This window comes from Streptomyces sp. NBC_01264 (genome assembly GCF_026340675.1).
Taxonomy (GTDB): domain Bacteria; phylum Actinomycetota; class Actinomycetes; order Streptomycetales; family Streptomycetaceae; genus Streptomyces.
In genome coordinates this window covers 796,572-815,195 of sequence record NZ_JAPEOX010000001.1, presented here as the reverse complement: position 1 = coordinate 815,195, position 18,624 = coordinate 796,572, and the positions used below count along the sequence as shown (strand labels likewise).

General features: G+C 76.3%; 7 protein-coding genes. All 7 read left to right on the top strand.

All coding sequences use genetic code 11. From position 1 onward, the window contains the following. Window positions 1–443 precede the first annotated feature (443 nt). The 7 genes from OG435_RS03655 to OG435_RS03625 are packed head-to-tail and all read left to right on the top strand — an operon-like array spanning window position 444 to window position 18,623. Window positions 444–8,513, top strand: a complete 8,070-nt coding sequence (locus tag OG435_RS03655) for a type I polyketide synthase (RefSeq protein ID WP_266875250.1) — start codon at window positions 444–446, stop codon at window positions 8,511–8,513. Then, complete coding sequence (locus OG435_RS03650) at window positions 8,506–13,275, top strand: type I polyketide synthase (RefSeq protein ID WP_266875249.1); 4,770 nt, start codon at window positions 8,506–8,508, stop codon at window positions 13,273–13,275. Before OG435_RS03655 ends, OG435_RS03650 begins: the two co-directional genes overlap by 8 nt. Beyond that, window positions 13,265–13,591, top strand: a complete 327-nt coding sequence (locus OG435_RS03645; protein ID WP_266875248.1) for an acyl carrier protein — start codon at window positions 13,265–13,267, stop codon at window positions 13,589–13,591. Before OG435_RS03650 ends, OG435_RS03645 begins: the two co-directional genes overlap by 11 nt. Before the next feature lie 7 nt (window positions 13,592–13,598). Beyond that, window positions 13,599–14,429: an alpha/beta fold hydrolase gene (locus OG435_RS03640; RefSeq protein WP_266875247.1), complete on the top strand. Its 831-nt coding sequence runs from the start codon at window positions 13,599–13,601 to the stop codon at window positions 14,427–14,429. Then, window positions 14,426–15,601: a glycosyltransferase gene (locus tag OG435_RS03635; protein ID WP_266875246.1), complete on the top strand. Its 1,176-nt coding sequence runs from the start codon at window positions 14,426–14,428 to the stop codon at window positions 15,599–15,601. The genes OG435_RS03640 and OG435_RS03635 overlap by 4 nt, the downstream gene beginning before the upstream one ends. Continuing rightward, the gene (locus tag OG435_RS03630; RefSeq protein WP_266875245.1) at window positions 15,598–17,574 is read left to right on the top strand and encodes a class I SAM-dependent methyltransferase; all 1,977 of its coding nucleotides are present in this window, start codon (window positions 15,598–15,600) and stop codon (window positions 17,572–17,574) included. The genes OG435_RS03635 and OG435_RS03630 overlap by 4 nt, the downstream gene beginning before the upstream one ends. Beyond that, window positions 17,571–18,623: a galactokinase gene (locus OG435_RS03625; RefSeq protein WP_266875244.1), complete on the top strand. Its 1,053-nt coding sequence runs from the start codon at window positions 17,571–17,573 to the stop codon at window positions 18,621–18,623. Before OG435_RS03630 ends, OG435_RS03625 begins: the two co-directional genes overlap by 4 nt. Window position 18,624: the final 1 nt, after the last annotated feature.

Sequence of the window (18,624 nt, the reverse complement as noted above, 5' to 3'; positions counted from 1 at the left end):
TCATGCCCATGCGGCATGCGTCCGGGCGGTCGAGGTGCGCGGGCCGGTGGGCCGGAGAGGAGTCTCCCGGGTGCAACACCGCAGGCCGCGGCCCCGGTCGGGGTGCGCCGGAGCCGTGGCCGCGGAGCCGTCGAGGTGGGTGGAGGCCGTCCGGGGTGCGAAGTGAACGGCTCCGGATGACCGTTGACAGTGCGGGGCCGTCACCGCACGATGCATCCCGGCAACAGGGAATTTGACCACCGCTCAACCCTGTCCCCGCCGGATCGCCCGGCCGTTCGGCGCGTCACCCGCCTCGGATACCCGGCGGGAGGACTCCTCGTCCGCCGTCGTTCTCCCACGCCTTCCCCCGTCTTCCCCGTCTTCCTCTGGTCTTCACACGCCTTCCCCCCCCGTCTTCCGTCCCGCATTGCGCCATGTCACATCGCACTGGAAGAGGAGCGTCCGTGTCCCCCCAGCCCGAGCCGTCCCCCCAGCCCCCGCGTGCACTTCCGCCCCAGCAACCCCCGCCAGCCCCGCGCACCGCGCGGCCCGGACGGCTGCGCGCCGCCGACCGTGACCTGGTCGTCGCGGTCAGCCCGTTCGAGGAGCCGAACCCGCGGATCGTCACCGCCGCCGAGCGCGCCGGCGCCCTGGGCCTGCTCGACCTCGGCCGGGACGCCCGGTCCGCGCGGCAGGCCATGGCCGAGATCGCCCGCCGCCTCGGAACCGGCCGCTACGGGGTACGGGTGCCCGCGGGCTGCCCGATCGGGCCCGAGGAGCTGCCGGCCGAGGTGGACACCGTGTTGCTGGCCGACCCCGCGGGCCACACCCCGGAGGGGGTGGCCGACTGGGCGGCCGCCATCGGGCGGCCCCGGGTGTGGGCCGAGGTCACCGATCCGGCCGAAGCCGGGGCGGCGGTGGCCGCCGGGGTGGCCGCGCTCGTGGCCAAGGGGCACGAGGCGGGCGGCCGGGTGGGCGGGACCACCACCTTCGTTCTCCTCCAACAGCTGCTCGCCGAGCCCGCGTCGGTGCTGCCCGTACGGGCGTACGGCGGGATCGGGCCGCACACCGCGGCCGCGGCCGTCGCGGGCGGAGCCGCCGGGGTGCTGGTCGACGTACAACTGGCCCTCACGCCCGAGGGGGAGGCCGGGCTGCCCGCCGAAGTGGCCTCGGCTGTACGGGCCATGGACGGCTCCGAGACCAAGCTGCTGGAGGGACACCGGGTGTACGCGCGCCCCGACCTGACCCCGCCGCAGGGCCCGGTCGGCGCCCTGCTCGGTGCCCGGGACCTGCGCGCACAGCTGCTCCCCGTCGGGCAGGACGGGGCCTCGGCGGCCCGGCTCGCCGCCCGCCACCGGACGACCGGAGGCATCCTCCAGGCCGTCCGGTCGGCCGTTGCGGAACACCTGGCGGCCGTCGTACGGGCCCGGCCGCTGGGGGGCGGCCACGGCCCGGGGTGCCCGCTCCCGGTGGCGCAGGGGCCGATGACCCGGGTCAGTGACCAGGCCGCCTTCGCCGAAGCGGTGGCGGCCGGGGGCGCGGTCCCCTATCTCGCGCTCGCGGTCATGGAGGGGCCGCAGGTACGCCGGCTCCTCGCCGAAACCGCCGAGCGCCTCGGGGAGCGGCCCTGGGGCGTGGGCATGCTCGGCTTCGCCCCGGCCGAGCTCCGGGCCGAGCAGCTCGCGGCCGTCGCCGAGGTGCGCCCGCCGTACGCGATCATCGCGGGCGGCACCCCGGGGCAGGCCGCCCCGCTGGAGGCCGCCGGGACCCGGACCCATCTGCACGTGCCCTCGCCGGGCCTGCTGGAGCGGTATCTCGCCGACGGGGCACGGAGGTTCGTGTTCGAGGGGCTGGAATGCGGCGGTCACGTCGGGCCGCGCGCCTCGTTCCCGCTCTGGGAGGAGCAGATCGAGCTGCTGCTGTCCTGCCCCGAACCGGCCGCGCTGGACGTGCTGTTCGCGGGCGGAATCCACGACGCCCGCTCCGCGGCGATGGCCGCCGCCGCGGCGGCCCCACTGGCCGAGCGGGGTGCGCGCATCGGGGTGCTCATGGGCACCGCCTACCTGTTCACCGAGGAGGCGGTGGCGGCGGGCGCGGTCCTGCCCCGGTTCCAGCGGGCGGCGCTGGAGTGCGCGGACACCGTCCTGCTGCACACCGCCCCCGGACACGCCACCCGCTGTGCGCGCACCCCGTACGTGGACACCTTCGAGGCCACCCGGCAACGGCTCGCGCAGGGCGGCGCCGAGCCGCGCGAGGTGTGGGAGGAGCTGGAGCGGCTCAACCTGGGAAGGCTCCGGATCGCCAGCAAGGGGCTGCGGCGCGCGGCCGACGGCTCCGCGATGGTGTTCGTGGGCGAGGAACAGCAGGACACGGAAGGGCTGTTCATGCTCGGCCAGGCCGCCACCCTGCGCTCCGGGACCACCACCATCGCCGCCCTGCACGCCGAAGTCACCGAAGGTGCATGCCGGTTGCTCGCGCGGCGGGCCCAGGAGCTCGCCGGTGGGGAACCCGTGGCCGGCGCCACCGACGCGGCGTCCGCCACCGGCGCCGCGCGGCCCGAACCGCTGGACGTCGCCGTCGTCGGCATGGCCTGCGCCTACCCCGGCGCACCGGACCTCGCCGCCTACTGGGCGCGGATCCTGGACGGCAGTGACGCCGTGAGCGAGGTCCCGGCCGAACGCTGGGACCCGGCGCTCCACTACGACCCCGACCCGGCGCGGGCCGGCGAGCGCACCCCGTCCCGCTGGGGCGGCTTCCTCGGCCCGATGCCCTTCGACGCCCTCGCGCACGGCATCCCGCCGGCCTCGCTGGCCGGGATCGAGCCGGTGCAGCTCCTGGCCCTGGAGATCTCGGCACGCGCCCTGGCGGACGCCGGATACGGCAAGGACCGGGAGTTCGACCGGTCCCGTACCTCGGTCGTCTTCGGCGCGGAGGCCGGCACCGAGCTGGCGGGCGCGTACGGGCTGCGCGCGCTCTATCCCGGATACCTGGGCGAGCTCCCTCCCGCCCTGGACGAACAGCTCCCGCGGCTCACCGAGGACTCCTTCCCCGGGGTCCTCGCCAACGTCATCGCCGGCCGGGTCGCCAACCGGCTGGACCTCGGCGGCGCGAACTGCACGGTGGACGCCGCATGCGCCTCCTCGCTGGCCGCGCTCGACCTCGCCTGCCGTCAACTGCGCGACAGGGACAGCGACATGGTGCTGTGCGGAGGCGCCGACGTCCACAACGGAATCAACGACTACCTGCTGTTCTCCTCCGTCCGCGCACTGTCCCCCGGCGGACGCTGCCGGCCCTTCGATTCGGCTGCCGACGGGATCGCCCTCGGGGAGGGGGTGGGGGCGCTCGTACTGAAGCGGCTCGCCGACGCGGAACGGGACGGCGATCGGGTGTACGCCGTGATCAAGGCGGTCGGAGCCGCCAGCGACGGACGCTCCCTGGGTCTCACCGCACCCCGGCCGGAGGGGCAGCGCAGGGCCCTGGACCGGGCTTACGCACGGGCCGGGATCAGCCCCGGCGAGGTCGGCCTGATCGAAGCGCACGGCACCGGAACCGTGGTCGGTGACACCACCGAACTGGGCGTACTGACGGCCCTGTTCGCCGAATCGGGCGCAACTCCGGGATCCTGCGCACTGGGTTCGGTCAAATCGCAGATCGGGCACACCAAATGCGCGGCCGGACTGGCCGGACTGATCAAGGCGGTCCGGGCGGTCCACGCGGGTGTACGGCCGCCGACCCTGCACCTCGACGCACCGGTCCCGTCCTGGAACGCGGAGACCAGTCCCTTCTCCTTCGACACCGCGGCCCGGCCGTGGGCGGTGCCCGCCGAGCGGCGGATCGCCGGAGTGAGCGCCTTCGGGTTCGGCGGCACCAATTACCACGCGGTGCTGACAGGTTACGCCGGGGCCGAGGAGCCCCGGCACGGACTGGAGGAATGGCCGGCCGAGCTGTTCTGCTTCCGCGGCGAGGACCGGCGCGCGGCCGGCCGGGCGATGGCCCGGCTGGCGGCCAGGCTGGAGGAGAACGACGCGGCCGGACGCCCGTGGGCGCTGCGGGACCTCGCCGCGGAGGCCGCGGAGGGCGCGGGCGCGGTACGGGTGGCGGTCGTGGCCGCCGACCTGGACGAGCTGGCGGCCAGGCTGGAGCGGGCACGGGCCTTCACCCCGGGCGAGGGGGTCCACGTACGGGAGGAATCGGCGGACCCGGGACAGGTGGCCTTCCTCTTTCCCGGCCAGGGCAGCCAACGCCCCGGGATGCTGAGAGAGTTGTTCACGGCCTTTCCCCAACTGAGGGAACTCCTCGACGCGGCACCGGGCGCGGTGGTCTCCACCGTGTTCCCCCCGGCGTCCTTCACCCCGCAGGGGCGGACCGCGCAGCGGGCCGCGGTCACCGACACCCGGATCGCCCAGCCGGCCCAAGGGCTGGCGGGCTCGGCGGCGCACCTGCTGCTGGGGGAGCTGGGCGTACGGCCGGACTGCGTCGCCGGGCACTCGTACGGCGAGCTCACCGCGCTGTGGGCGGCGGGGGTGTGGGACCAGGCGAGCCTGCTGCGGCTGAGTGCGCGCCGGGCCGAGGCCATCCTCGCGGCGGCCGGAACGGATCCGGGGACGATGGCGGCGGTGACGGCAGCGCCGCAGGAGGTGCGGGAGATCGCGGAACGGGCCGGGTGCGTGGTCGCGAACCACAACGCGCCCCGGCAGTGCGTGATCTCAGGTCCGGCGGACGCCGTGGCCGAGGCGGTGACCGCCCTGTGGGAAGCGGGTCTCACGGCCACCCCGCTCCCCGTCGCCTGCGCGTTCCACAGCGAGGTGGTGGCGGGGGCGGCCACGGCGCTCGCCGAGGAGCTGGCCGGGACGGAGCTGTCCGCCGCCACCCTCCCGGTCTGGTCGAACACCACGGCCGGACCCTATCCGGAGACCGCCGATGCGGTACGCGACCTGGTGGCCCGTCAGGTCGCCGAACCGGTCCGGTTCGTGGAGCAGGTCGAGCACATGTACGCCGCCGGGGTACGGACCTTCGTGGAGGCCGGGCCCGGCCGCGTCCTGTCCGGCCTGGTCGGCCGCATCCTGCACGACCGGCCGCACACGGTGGTGCCGCTGGACGTGCCGGGTGAGCACGGGCTGCTTCGCCTGGTCACGGCCCTGGCCGAACTGGCTGCGGCGGGCGTGCCGATGGCCCCCGAAGCCCTGTTCCGAGGCCGCACCTCCCGGCTCCCCGAGCGTGCTCCGCGCCGCCCGGGCTGGCTGGTGGACGGCCACCTGGTCCGCACCCGGGACGGCAACCCCGTCCCCGGCGGGCTCCGCCCGGCCCGCCGGGTCCACGTCGCGGTATCCGAAGGAAAGGGAGCCCATCAGATGACGCAGCCGACGAACGGCACCGGGCCGGAGGGGGGTTCGGCCTTCCTGGGGACCCATGCGAACGGCGGGACCGCCCCTGCGGGGGCCCTGGCCGGCGCGGGCCCCGACTCCGCGGGGGCACACGCGAACGGCGGGCCCGTTCAGTTCGGGGCGCAGCTGAACGTGGGCCCGGACCCGCTGGCGGCCCACGCGAACAACGGGCACGCGGACGTGCGGAACGGGTGGGCCGGGGTTCCGGCGCCCGAGGGGGTCTTCGCCCTCCCCGGGAGCGGCGCGCTGGTGGCCGGTCCGGGCGTCGGGGGTGGGGACGGCCGGTATCGCCGGAGCGTGAACGGCCGCCCCGGCACGGGTTACGACTCCCCGGCGGGCCTGGGCGCTCCCTCCGGCCACCCGGCCGGGCACATCGCATCCGCCGCGGCCGACCGCCGGGAGGAAGCCGTCCTGGAGTACCTCCGCGGCTCTCGCGAACTGGTACAGGCGCAACGAGACGTCATGATCGGCTATTTGGCGTCGACGGCGCCGCTCTCCCTCTGGCCCGGGAGTCGACCGGACGGCCGGAGCCTGCCCGCGGGTGCGGACGGTGCCTGGTCCGGGGCGTTGGGCGGCGCCCCGGTGGCTGCGGATCCCGGCTCCGGGGTGTTCCCGGGCACGGCTTCGGCCGCTCACTGGGCCGGGACCGGCGTGGACGGCCGGGGCCGGCCCGGGGGCGCCGGCGGAGCCGGGTCCACGGGTCAGGGTGGTGTCCCGGGCCCGCTGGTCGGCTTCGCGGACTCCGGCCCATGGCCGCCGGCCGCAGGCGGCGGGGTCCCGGGCGCCGGACTGCCCGGCGGTCCGGGGGCGGCCTCGGGGCTGTTCGGGGCCGCATCCGCCGCGCCCGCCCGGGCCGGGTACCGGCCTGACGGCGCGGGCCTTGCGGGCGGCGCGAACGGGTCCTGGCCGGCGGCCGCGGGCTTCGCCGGACCCGGATCGTGGCCAACGGCGGCAGATGGTCCGGTGTTTGACGGAGCCACCCTGGGCGCGGGGATGCCCGGCGGTGCGCCCTTGGGGGGTGGCATGCCCCATGGGGTCGGTATGGGCCCCGGGGTGTCCGCCGGTGCGGTTCCGGGAGATGGCCTGCCGGGCGGAGCTGGGCTGGGCGGGGGTGTGCCCGCAGGTGTGGGGATGCCGGGAGGTGTGGTCCTGGGCGGGGGGACGGTCGGGGGTGGTGCGCCGGGTGACTGGGTATCCGGTGGTGCTCCCGCATCCGCTGGCGGCGGCTCGGCCCCCGGGGGCGGGGTCCTCGGGGGTGTGGCCCGCGGGGGCGGGGCGAGCGTGAGTGGCGGCGGCGAAGGCGCTGGGGGTGCGGCCGGCGCGGAGCCTCGGTCCGCCGAGGAGGTGATGGACGTGATCGTGGAGATCGTCCACACCCGGACCGGGTACCCCCGCGACATGCTCGCTCCCGAGCTGGACCTGGAGGCGGACCTGTCCATCGACTCCATCAAGCGCGTGGAGATCATCGGCGCGCTGGCCGACCGGATCGGTCTGCCCCAGGACGCGGGCGGCTCCGCCGAGAGCGCCATCGAGGAGCTGTCCCGGATCAAAACCCTGCGCGGCATCGTGGACTGGGTCTCCGGCCACACCGCCCACCCCGAGCCGTCGGCCACGGAAGCGGTGGCCCCGGTCCCGGTCAGGGCCCCGGCAACCGCCCCGCCCGCACTCGACCGCCTCCGGGTGGAAGCGCAGACCCTGCCACCCGCGCCCGGGGACCCGGCGGCGCTGCGCGGTCTGCGGATCGGAGTCGTCGGAGCCGTCGGGGACGCCGGAGACGCCCAGGGTGTCGGCCCCGCGGTCACCGGGGCCCTCCGGTCCCTCGGGGCGGACGTACGGCAACTGGCGCAAGGCGAAGCCGGGTTCGACGCCCTGCTCGACCTCTCCGCCCTGCGGTCGGGCGCGGCGCCCGTCCTGCCCGAGGCCTTTCCCGGGCTGCAGCGGGCCCTGACCGGCGGTGTGCACCGGCTCCTCCTGGTCACCGCCCGCGGCGAATCCGCCGGAGCGGGAGTGCACGGCTTCGCCCGCAGCGCCTCCCTCGAATACCCCGGCCGGCTGATCCGCGCCGTGGAGGTCCACTCCAAGGAGGACCCCGAGCGGATCGCGGCGCAGCTCCTCGCCGAGCTGAGCTGCGCACCGGCAACCGAGCCGGCCGCCCCGTCCGGAGAGGCACCCGCCTCCGTCGCCTACACCGCCGAGGGCCTACGGGTCACCCGCCGGCCGGTCCCCGCACCGCTGGTCCCCGGCGGCGCGACACCGCCCCTCGACGCGGACTCGGTGGTCCTGCTCACCGGCGGGGCCCGCGGGATCACCGCCCGGACCGCCCTGGCGCTGGCCCGGGCCACCGGATGCCACGTAGAACTGATGGGGCGCACACCTCAACCACCGGCTCAGGCGGATGAGTTCGGGCACGCCACCGACCGGGTGGCCCTGCGTGCCGCACTGATCGCCACCGGTCTGCGCACCCCTGCGGAGATCGAGGCCGCCGCCTCGCGGATCCTCGCCGAGCGCGAGGTACGGACCACCCTGGCGACCCTCGCGACCGTGGCCGCGTCCGTCGGCTACCGCTGCGCGGACGTCACGGACGGGCAGGCGGTACGGGACGTCGTGGCCACCGTGCGGGCCCGCCACGGCCGACTCGACGGAATCGTGCACGGAGCCGGGACCCTGAACGACGGGCTGCTCCGCGACAAGCAACCGGGCGCATTCGCCCAGGTGTTCACCACGAAGGTGACCGGCGCACTCCACCTCGCCGCCGCGGCGGCCGAGCACGGCGCGGCTCCCGCACCCCGCTTCCTCGCCCTGTTCGGAAGTGTCGCGGGCGTGTACGGGAACCGGGGGCAGACCGACTACGCCGCCGCCAACGACGCCCTCGACGGCCTGGCACACCTGTGGTCGGAGAGCTTCCCCGGCCGGGTGCTGTCCGTGGACTGGGGTCCCTGGGCCGCCGAGGCGGGCGGGATGGTCAGCCCCGAACTGGCACGTGCGTACAGCCGCCGCGGCATTCCGCTCATCGACCCGGACGCGGGCGGCGCCGCGTTCCTCGCCGAACTCGCGCACGGGACGGACGTACAGGTGGTCCTGATGGCGGCCGAGGCACACAAGGGACACGAGAGGCACGAGGGGCACGAGGGGAGTGAGCGGCGTGCCTGACCGCCGCCAGCAGGGCCGGGGATCCGGTCAGCGGAGGCACCATCGCGGTCCGCGTCCCACCGACGCGGCGATCGTCGGAATGGGCGCGGTGTTCCCGGGCGCCGCGGACCTCGCCGCCTACCGCCGCAACCTCCTGGCCGGTACGGACTGCATAGGCGACGTCCCGCCCGGCCGGTGGGATCCCGAGGTGTACTACGACCCGGACGGCGCCACCGGACCGGTCTCCGGCGACCGGTTCTACTGCCGGCGCGGGGGCTTCGTGGACGGGCTCGCCGCCTTCGACCCGACCCGGTTCGGCATCATGCCGGCCACCGTGGAAGAGGCCGAACCGGACCAGATGCTCGCCCTGCACGCCACGGCCGAGGCCATCGCCGACGCGGGCGGCGAGAGCCGCCTGCCGACCGACCGCTCGCGGATCGGGATCGTGCTGGGGCGCGGCGGGTTCATGGGCGTGGCCACCGCCCGGCTCGACCAACGCGTCCGTACCGCCCACCAGTTGGCGCAGACCCTGCGCGAGCTCGCGCCCGAGCTCGGCGAGCGGCGGATCGCCGCGGTCCGCTCCGCCTTCCAGGAGGCCCTGGGTCCCGAACGGCCCGACGCGTCGATCGGACTCGTACCGAGCTTCACGGCCGCCCGGACCGCCAACCGGCTCGACTTCCACGGACCGGCCTACACCCTGGACGCGGCCTGCGCCTCCTCCCTCCTGGCGGTGGACCAGGCGGTGGGGCTGCTGGCCGGCGGGCGCTGCGACGCGGTGGTCGCCGGGGCCGTGCACCACTGCCACATCGCCACCCTGTGGAGCGTGTTCACGCAGCTGCGCGCCCTGAGTCCCAGCGAGCGGATCCGGCCCTTCGACCGGCGAGCCGACGGAACCCTGCTGTCCGAGGGCACCGGAGTGGTGCTGCTGAAGCGGCTGGCCGACGCGGAGCGGGACGGCGACCGGATCTACGCGGTGATCCGCGGCACCGGGGTCGCCGGGGACGGCAGGGCGGCGAGCCTGATGAGCCCGCTCGTCGCGGGCCAGGTGCGGGCGCTGGAACGGGCCTGGCGGGAGGCGGGTCTGGACCCGCGGGCACCCGGCGCACTCGGGCTGCTGGAGGCGCACGGCACCGGCACCCCGGTGGGGGACACGGCCGAACTGGACACCCTGGCCGAGGTGTTCGGCCCGCACCCCAGCGACGACGATGCCGGCGACGACGGTGCCGGCCTCGACGGTGGGAACGCCATCGGCTTCGGCTCGGTGAAGTCCATGCTCGGCCACACGATGCAGGCCTCCGGCATGGCCGGGCTGATCAAGGCGGCGCTCGCGGTGCACGAGGGAGTGCTACCGCCGACCCTGCACCTGGAGGATCCGCACCCCGGCCTGGCCCGGACCCGGATGCGTCCGGTGACGGCGGCCCGTCCGTGGGAGCGCGGGCCGGCGCCGCGCAGGGCCGGGGTGAACGCCTTCGGTTTCGGTGGCATCAACGCGCACGTGGTGCTGGAGGAGGCTCCCGGCGCCGCGCTCCGGGCCGCGCCCTCGGGTCGGACGGCGCCCGCCCGCCCGGCCGCGCCCGTACGCCGGTTCCTGCCCCTGGGCGGCCCGGCCGCCCCCGTGGGGGCGCCCGCACGCGAGGACGTGCTCCTCCTCGCGGCCCCGGACCCGGCCGAGCTGTCGGCCCTCCTGGCGTCCGCGTCCGGCGCCCCGGCGTCCGGCTCCGGTGCCCTGACGTCCGGTTCCGCAGCCCCGGTGTCCGTCGGCGACGGGCCCTGCCGCCTCGCCGTAGTCGGCCCCACACCCCAGCGGCTCGCGCTGGCCGCGAAGGTGGTGGCGCGGGGCCGGGCCTGGCAGGGACGCGGGGAGGTGTGGTTCACGCCCGAGCCGCTGGGCGGCCGGCTGGCGTTCCTCTTCCCGGGCCTGGAGCCGGAGTTCGCCCCGGTACTGGACGACGTGGCGGACCGGCTCGGACTGGAGCCGCCCCGGCTGACCCGTGGCGAGGAACTGACGGAGCGGGCGCTGGACGCCATCGCCACGGGCCGTTTCCTCGCCCGGGCCCTGCCCGAACTCGGCATCCGGGCCGAGGTGCTGGCGGGACACAGCCTGGGGGAGTGGGCGGCGATGGTGGCCGCCGGGATGTACCGACAGGACGCGGCCGACACTTTCCTGGACTCGCTGCGACCCGGGTCCGTCAAGGTGCCGGACCTGGTCTACGCGGCGCTGGGATGCGGAACCAGGCGGGCGGAGGCCGCGCTGCACGGACTGGACGGGGCGGTGGTCAGCCACGACAACTGCCCGCACCAGTCGGTCGTCTGCGGTGATCCCTCCCAAGTGACGACGGCACTCGAACGGTTGAAGGCCGAGGGCGTCCTCGGCCAGGAACTCCCCTTCCGCTCCGGCTTCCACACCCCTATGTGGGAGCCCTACCTGGGACAGGTCCGCGCCGCCTTCGCCCGACTGCCGCTCCAGCCCGGCACCTTGCCCCTCTGGTCGGCGACCACCTGCGCGCCGTTCCCCCCGGAGCCCGAAGCGGTGCGCGAGCTCGTCGTCCGCCACCTGCTGGAGCCGGTCCGCTTCCGCGAGCTGACGCTCCGGCTGTACGAGGACGCGGGCGTCCGCGGCTTCGTCACGCTCGGCCCGGGCAGCCTGCCGGGCTTCGTCGAGGACACCCTGCGCGACCGCCCCCACCTCTCGGTGGCGGCCTCCTCACCCCGGCTCACCGGACTCGCCGCCCTGCGGCGCACCTGCGCGGCCCTGTGGACCGGGGGCCACGCCCCGCGCTGGGACCGGCTGGCCCCCGACGGGCCGGGAGGCCCCGACCGGGCGGCCGCCGGAGCACCGGCGGAGCCTACGGCCGGGCGGCGCGGCGTGCTCCTGGACCTCGGCTCGCCGCTGGTCCGCCTCGGTGAGGCCGCACGCACCACCCTCGCCGGCCTCCTGCCACAGGCCACCACCCCGACGGCCGCGCCCGTCACCCTTGCCGCCCCCGACGCCCCCGACGCTCCCGTCCCGGTGGCCGCGGATCCCCGCCCGGTCCTGCTCTCGGCCCTGGACGCGGCCCCTGCCGCAGGACCCACCGATGCGCCGGCGCCCGCGCCGTGGACGACCGACCCCCGGCCCGGGACCGAGCCCGGCACCCACACCCTGCACCTCTCCCTCGCCGCGCTGCCCTACGTACGGGACCACTGCGTCTACCTGCAGCCCGACGGCTGGCCGGAGGACTCCGACCGGTTCCCCGTCGTCCCCATGACGACCATGCTGGAACTGGCGGCAGAAGCCGCCCTGCGGGACGCACCGCCCGGCCTGGCCGTCATCGGCTACGACCGGGTACGGGCCCTGCGCTGGCTCCCCGTGGAACCGGCCCTCGACGTGGAGGTCACCGTACGGCCCGCCGGCCCGGGCCGTGTGCGCGTCACCCTCGGGGAGTACACCGACGTGTGCGTGCTGCTCGGCGAGGGGTACGAGCCCCTGCCCGGCCCGGATCCCGCCCCGCTGCGCGATTCGCGGCCGGCCCCCGTCAGCGCCGAGGCCCTCTACCGGGACCGGTGGATGTTCCACGGGCCCCGCTTCGCCGGGGTGCACGAGGTACGGGCCGTCGGTGCGGACGGCATCCGCGGGGTGCTGCGCGCACTGCCCGACCCCGGCGCGCTGCTCGACGCCGCCGGGCAGCTCTTCGGGCACTGGATGCAGCTGAGGCTCCCCGTGGACCGGCTGGTGTTCCCGGCCGCCGTGGACGCCGTCCGCTTCTCGGGGCCGCCGCCCTCGCCGTACGAGCTCGTCGAGGCCACGGCCCGGATCCGCGAGGTCCGCGATGTCACCGTGCGCGGTGATGTCGAGCTGCTCCGTGCCGACGGCCGGGTCTGGGCCCGGATCGACGGCTGGACGTACCGCCGCTTCGGCGCCGACGAGCGGGTCTGGCCGATGAAGTTCACCCCGGAGGTCTGCGGCATCGGCGAACCCCGCCCCGAGGGCTGGTGCCTGGCCCGGCGCCGCTGGACCGACCCCGCCTCGCAGGAGCTGGTCATGCGCCGCTACCTCGGCGCCGCCGAGCGCGCGGCCTACGAGCGGCTGGCGCCGCGCGCCCGGGCGCCCTGGCTGCTGGGCCGGATCGCCGCCAAGGACGCGGTGCGCCACCTGCTCTGGGACGGCGGGGCCGGGCCGGTCTTCCCGGCCGAGGTGCCGATCGGCAACGACCCGGCCGGGCGGCCCTTCGCCGGGGGAGCCCTGGCCGGGGGAGTCCGGCTGGCGATCGCCCACAAGGACCGGATCGCGGTCGCCCTCGCCCACCCCGGCCTGCCGGTCGGCATCGACGTGGAACAGGTGACCACCGACCCGGACGCGCTCATCCGCATCGCCCTGGCGCCGGGCGAACTCGGCCTCGCGGAGCGGATGGCGGCCCGGGAGGGCACCGGACTGCCGGCCGCGCTCACCGCACTCTGGTGCGCCAAGGAGGCGGCCGCCAAGGCCGCCGGAACCGGACTCGGAGGCCGCCCGCGCGACTGGCGGACCACCGGTGACCCGGGCTCCGGCGAGCTGTGCGTGCTCTCCCCGGACGGGCACCCGTACCCGATCCGCACCACCCTGCTCGCGGACGCGCCACTCGAAGACCCGGGCCACCCCGGCCACTCCGGCCACCCCGGCCACTCCGGCCACCCCGGCCACTCCGGCCACCCGGGCCACCCCGGCCACGTCATCCACCCCGGCCACGTCGTCGCCTGGACCGACCGGCCCGCGACCCCGTCCCCCGTCCCCTTCCACCTCACGGAGACCAGTCATGGCAGCTGACATCCTCGCCGAGATCACCGGCATGCTCGTGGAGATCGTCGGTGACGAGTACCTCCTCGCGGACGAGGTCACGATGAAGACGACGTTCAACGAGGACCTCGCCCTGGAGAGCATCGAGTTCGTCGCCCTCGCCGAACTCCTCCACCACCGCTACGGCGCCGACGTCGACCTGATGGGGTTCCTGTCCGAGAAGGACATGGACGGCATCCTGGCCATGTCCGTGGGCGAACTCGTCACGCACATCGGCCGGATCACCCACGCGTCCCTCGCGTGCACCTCCGCGGGATCCGCCGCCGCGCCCGGATCGGACGGCTGATCCCGCCATGGCCTTCCTTCCCGCGGGCGACGTCCGCTTCCACGTCCAACGCCTCCCGGCCACCGCGCAAGCGGCCGGCCCCGACGCCGCCGACCGTCCCCTGGTGGTGTTCCTGCACGGGCTGGTCGTCGACAACCTGTCCTCCTTCTACTGCCCGCTGGCCGTCCCGGTGGCCCGGGCCGGGCACGAGGTGGTCCTCTACGATCTGCGTGGCCACGGCCGCACCGAGCGCCCGGCCACCGGCTACGACAGCCGCACCGCCGTACGGGACCTCCTCGCCCTGCTCGGCGCGCTCGGCCTCGGGCACCGCCCGGTGCACCTCGTCGGCAACAGTTACGGCGGCACCCTGGCCCTGCACGCCGCCCTCGCCCGGCCCGACCTGGTCGCCGGGCTCACCCTGCTCGAACCCCCGCTCAGCGGGGCCTGGGTGGACAACATGGTGGACACCCTGTCGGCGGCCGCACTCGGCCTGGAGGACAGCGCGGTACCCGCCGAACTACTCACGCTGCGGCTGCGCAAGGCGGCCAACCTCACGGCCATCGCCGACGACCTGCTCAACCGCACGACCCTCATCGACGACATCGCGGCGAGCCGCACCTTCACCCCGGCCGACTACGCCGGACTGCGCTGCCCGGTCCTGATCGTCTGCGGCGAGCACTCCGAACTGGTCCCGGGCGCACTGGAACTGGCCCGCCACGCCCCGCACGTCACCGCGGTCGAGATCCTGCCGGGCCTCGGGCACGACGTGCTCAAGGAGAACAGCGGAGCGCTGCGAGCGGCCGTACTGGCCCACCTCGAGGCGACGGCCACGGCCATGGCGGGAGCGCTGGTCCGATGAGGGTGCTCTTCACCGTGCCGCCGCTCGCGGGACACGTCAACCCGACCGTGGCGGTCGGCAGCGAACTGGCCGCCCGCGGCCACGAAGTCGCCTGGACCGGCCCGCCCGGGACACTGGCCCGGCTGCTGCCCGAGCACGCCCGGATCCTCTCGTCGGGCGCCGAGGCGGGCGGCGACTACGCCCTGCTCCACGCCCGCTGGCGCGATCTGCGAGGGGTCGGGGCCCTGCGGTTCCTCTGGGAGGAGGCTCTGGTCCCCCTGGCCAGGGCGATGCTCCCGGGCGTGGTCCGGGCAGTCCGGACCTTCCGGCCGGACCTGATCGTCGCCGACCAGCAGGCCCTGGCCGGTCCGGTGGCCGCGCGGGGGCTCGGGGTGCCCTGGGTGACCTCCGCCAGCACCTCGGCCGAACTCACCCTCCCCTTCACGGACTTCCCGAAGATCGGGGAGTGGGTGGCCGCGCAGATCGCCGGACTGCTGACGGAGTTCGGGGACGACCCCGCACCGGCCGGGGAGCCGTGGGACCCGCGGTTCTCGGGGCGGCTGGTCCTGGTCTTCTCCAGCCGCGAACTGGTGGGAGGAGACGGGAAGTTCCCTCCGCACTACGCCTTCGTCGGGCCGGCCTTCGGGGCCCGTCCGCCCGCTCCCGGATTCCCCTGGGAACAGCTGGATCCGGAACGGCGCCGGGTGCTCGTCTCGCTGGGAACCCTCAACCAGGAAGCCGGAGGCCGGTTCTACGGGGCGGTCCTCGGCGCCGCCGAACGACTCTACAAGGAAGTCCAGTTGATCCTGGCGGCCCCCGCGGCACTCGTCGGGGCGGTCCCCGGGAACGTACTGCTGCGCGACAGCGTCCCGCAGCTGGAGCTGCTCCGCCACCTGGACGCGGTCGTCTGCCACGGCGGCCACAACACCGTCTGCGAGGCCCTCGCGCACGGCCTGCCCCTGGTGGTCGCCCCGATCCGCGACGACCAGCCGATCGTCGCCCGGCAGGTCGTGGAGGCCGGGGCCGGGGTGCGGGTGCGGTTCGGCAGGACCAGGGCCGAGGAACTGCGCGACGCGCTGACCGCCGTACTGGACGAACCCGGCCACCGCCGGGGCGCCCGGCGGATCCAGGCCTCATTCGCCGCGGCCGGCGGGGCAGCCGCCGCGGCCGACCGGTTGGAGGAACTCCTGTGACGCCCACCCCGCCCCCTTCCCCCGCCCGGATCCCCCTTCTCCCGTCCGGCATCCGGTGGACCTCCGCCCTGCTGCTCATCGCCCTCGGCGCGGGCACCGTGCGCGCGGCCCGTCGGCTGCGGGCCGTCCCGGTGCTGCCCATGGTCGCGTCCGCGGAGACCGGGGTACCGCGCGCCGCCGGGTGGCGGCTGCTCACCGCCCGCGGGGTGGAGCCCGACGCGGCCACCTTCCTCGCAGCCTGCGCGCACGCCGATCGGGAGGGGCTGCGGGTGCTGGACCTGCTGCCCGGTGACCTGCCCGCCGAGCGGCTGCTCGGGCTGCTGCGCCTGGTCGATCCGGCCGGCTACCGGCAGGACCGGCTCGGCGAGGGGCGCGGGGCCGGATTCGCCCTGCTCGTCACCGAAGAGGTGCTCGCCCGGGCCGGAGTGGACCCGACGGGCCCGGACACCACTCCGGCGGAACTCATGGCGGTGACCCGGCGACTGAAGGAGTACGCCGCCGACGCCACCGGACTGGCCATCGCACCCGCCCTGAGCTGCGGCCCGTCCGAGGACGGGCGCGGCACGGCCCGGGCGGCCGAACTACGGGCCCAGGGACTGCCGCCCGGGCCGCTCGCCGCCGCGCAGCTCGCCGGGCTGGCCCTGCTGGCCGGCGTCGCCGCACGCCAGGGCCGGTGGGGGGCCGCCGCGGCGGGGCTCTACTGGATCCAGCCCTACCTGGCCTTCGGAAAGCCCGGCGCGCCCCTGCGCCCCGGCGACCTCGCCCGGGCCACGGCCGCCCGCCCTGTCCGCTCCCTCGGCGCGGCCCTGCGTACGGCCGCCGCGACGGCCCGTACCCCGCGACCCGGGGCCGACCCGGCCGCGAACGGCCGCGCCACCGCCGACGGCCGGGCCACCACCACCGAGGTGGAGCAGGCCGCCGTACGGGCCGAGGTGGTCCGCGCCGAGGCCATCCAGGCCTACCGGGCCGACCTGGCCGCCGGGACCGACCGGTTCCTCGAACCGCGCCGGCCGGACTGCCCCTGGTGCGGCTCCGGGCAGCTGACCGTCCGGGTCCGGGTCCCCGACCTGCTCCAGGGCAAGCCGGGCCGGTTCACCCTGGAACAGTGCGGAGCCTGCGGGCACGTCTTCCAGAACCCCCGGCTCTCCCCGGAGGGACTGGAGTTCTACTACCGCGACTTCTACGACGGCCGCGGCGGCGAGGGCGCGGCCACCGTCTTCGGCCGGCTCGGCGCCGCCTACCGGGGCCGGGCCGAGATGCTCCGCCCCCACACCGATCCCGTGTCCTGGCTCGATGTCGGCACCGGACACGGCCACTTCTGCAACGCGGCCCGGGCCGTGTGGCCCGACACCCGCTTCGACGGGCTGGACATGGGAGACGGGGTCCGCGAGGCGGAGCTGCGCGGCTGGGTGGAGACGGGGTATCAGGGCCAGTTCCCGGAGTTCGCGGTGAAACTGGCGGGCCAGTACGAGGTGGTCAGCATGTACCACTACCTGGAGCACACCCGGGACCCGCTCGCCGAACTGGACACGGCGGCCGCCTTCCTCGCCCCCGGCGGCTACCTCACCATCGAACTCCCCGACCCCGAGTCCCGGATGGCCCGGCTGCTCGGCCCGGCCTGGCTGCCCTGGTTCCAGCCGCAGCACCAGCACCTGATCCCCTCGTTGAACCTGCGCGAGGCGCTGGCCGACCGGGGCTTCACCGTCCTCGCCGAGGAACGCGGGCCGGCCCACCAGGGCAACGACTTCTTCGGCGCGGTGGCCCTGACCGCGACCCGGCTGGCCCCCGACCCGGACCGGCCCTGGGGACCCCCGGCCACCACCGGCCGACGCGTCCTCACCGGCGCGGTACGGCTGGCCTCGCTGCCCTGCTTCGCCGCGGCGGCGGTGCTCGACGGGCTGCGCACCGCCGCGGCCCGCCGCACGGACGGCGGCAACGCCTACCGGATGCTGGCCCGCAAGGACGAGCGGTGACGGGCCCGGGCGCGCGGACCGGCCCGGCCCCGGCCACCGTCCCCGCCGGAGCCACCACGGGCACCGGGACCGGCACCGGCGAAGCCGCCGCCCGCCCCGGGGCCCCCGCCGGGGCGGACCTCGCCCGACGAGCCACCGCCGACCCGCTCTTCCGCCTGGTCGCCTACGCCCTGGAGGCCGCGCACGGCCGCCCGCCGGCCGCGGTCTGGAGCGCCCCGTACACCTTTCACCTGGGCTCCCCGGGCCTCGTCGCGGCAGCCGGCTGGCCCGTCGCGGCCGCGGCGGCCCCGCGCACGGACGGCCTCGTACGGCTCAGCTCCCTGGCCCACCCGGCGGACGGCTGCGACCTGCCCCTGACCCTGTCCGGGCCGCCGCCCGCCGCCCCGGCCTGGGCCGCCCGTCCGTACGCCCTGCTGCGCGCGCTGGCCCGGGCCGGGTACGGCCGGGGCGGGACCGACCTGCACGTGCAGGGCTCCCTCACCGCCGCCGCCGGGCTGGCCACCGAGGAGGCCGCCGACTGCGCGGTGGCGCTCGCGGTGGCCGACGTCCACACACCGGCGGGCGAGGACCCGGACCGGGTACGGCTGGCCCGGCTGATGGCGGAGGCGCTGCCGGACGGCGACGACGCCCTGCGCCGGGGCGCCCTCTTCGCCCGGCCGGGCAGGGCCCTGCTGCTCGGCCACGGTCCGGCCCGTCCGGAGCCCCGGCGGCAGCGCCAGCGCCAGCGGTTCGTGGTCTTCGACCCCGCCCCGTCGGGGTCCCGCCTGGTGCTGCTGGCGCTCCGCCCGACCTCGGTGCTCTTGCTCGGCGACGGCACGCAGGACCGTACGGCCGAACTGGCCCGGGCCGTCGCGTGCGCCCGCCGGGCCGGGGCCCTGAGCGCCTGGCAGCCCGGGAAGCGGCCCGGGCGCAGCGTCCTGGTCCTGCTGCCCGAGGCCCGGCTGGCGGCGGTGCGGGCGGCGGTCGCGGAGGACTTCCGCGACCGCGAGCTGCCCGTGCCCCGGTTCCTGAACATCACCGTCGCGGGCGCGGCCCGCCGCGAGGTGTGAG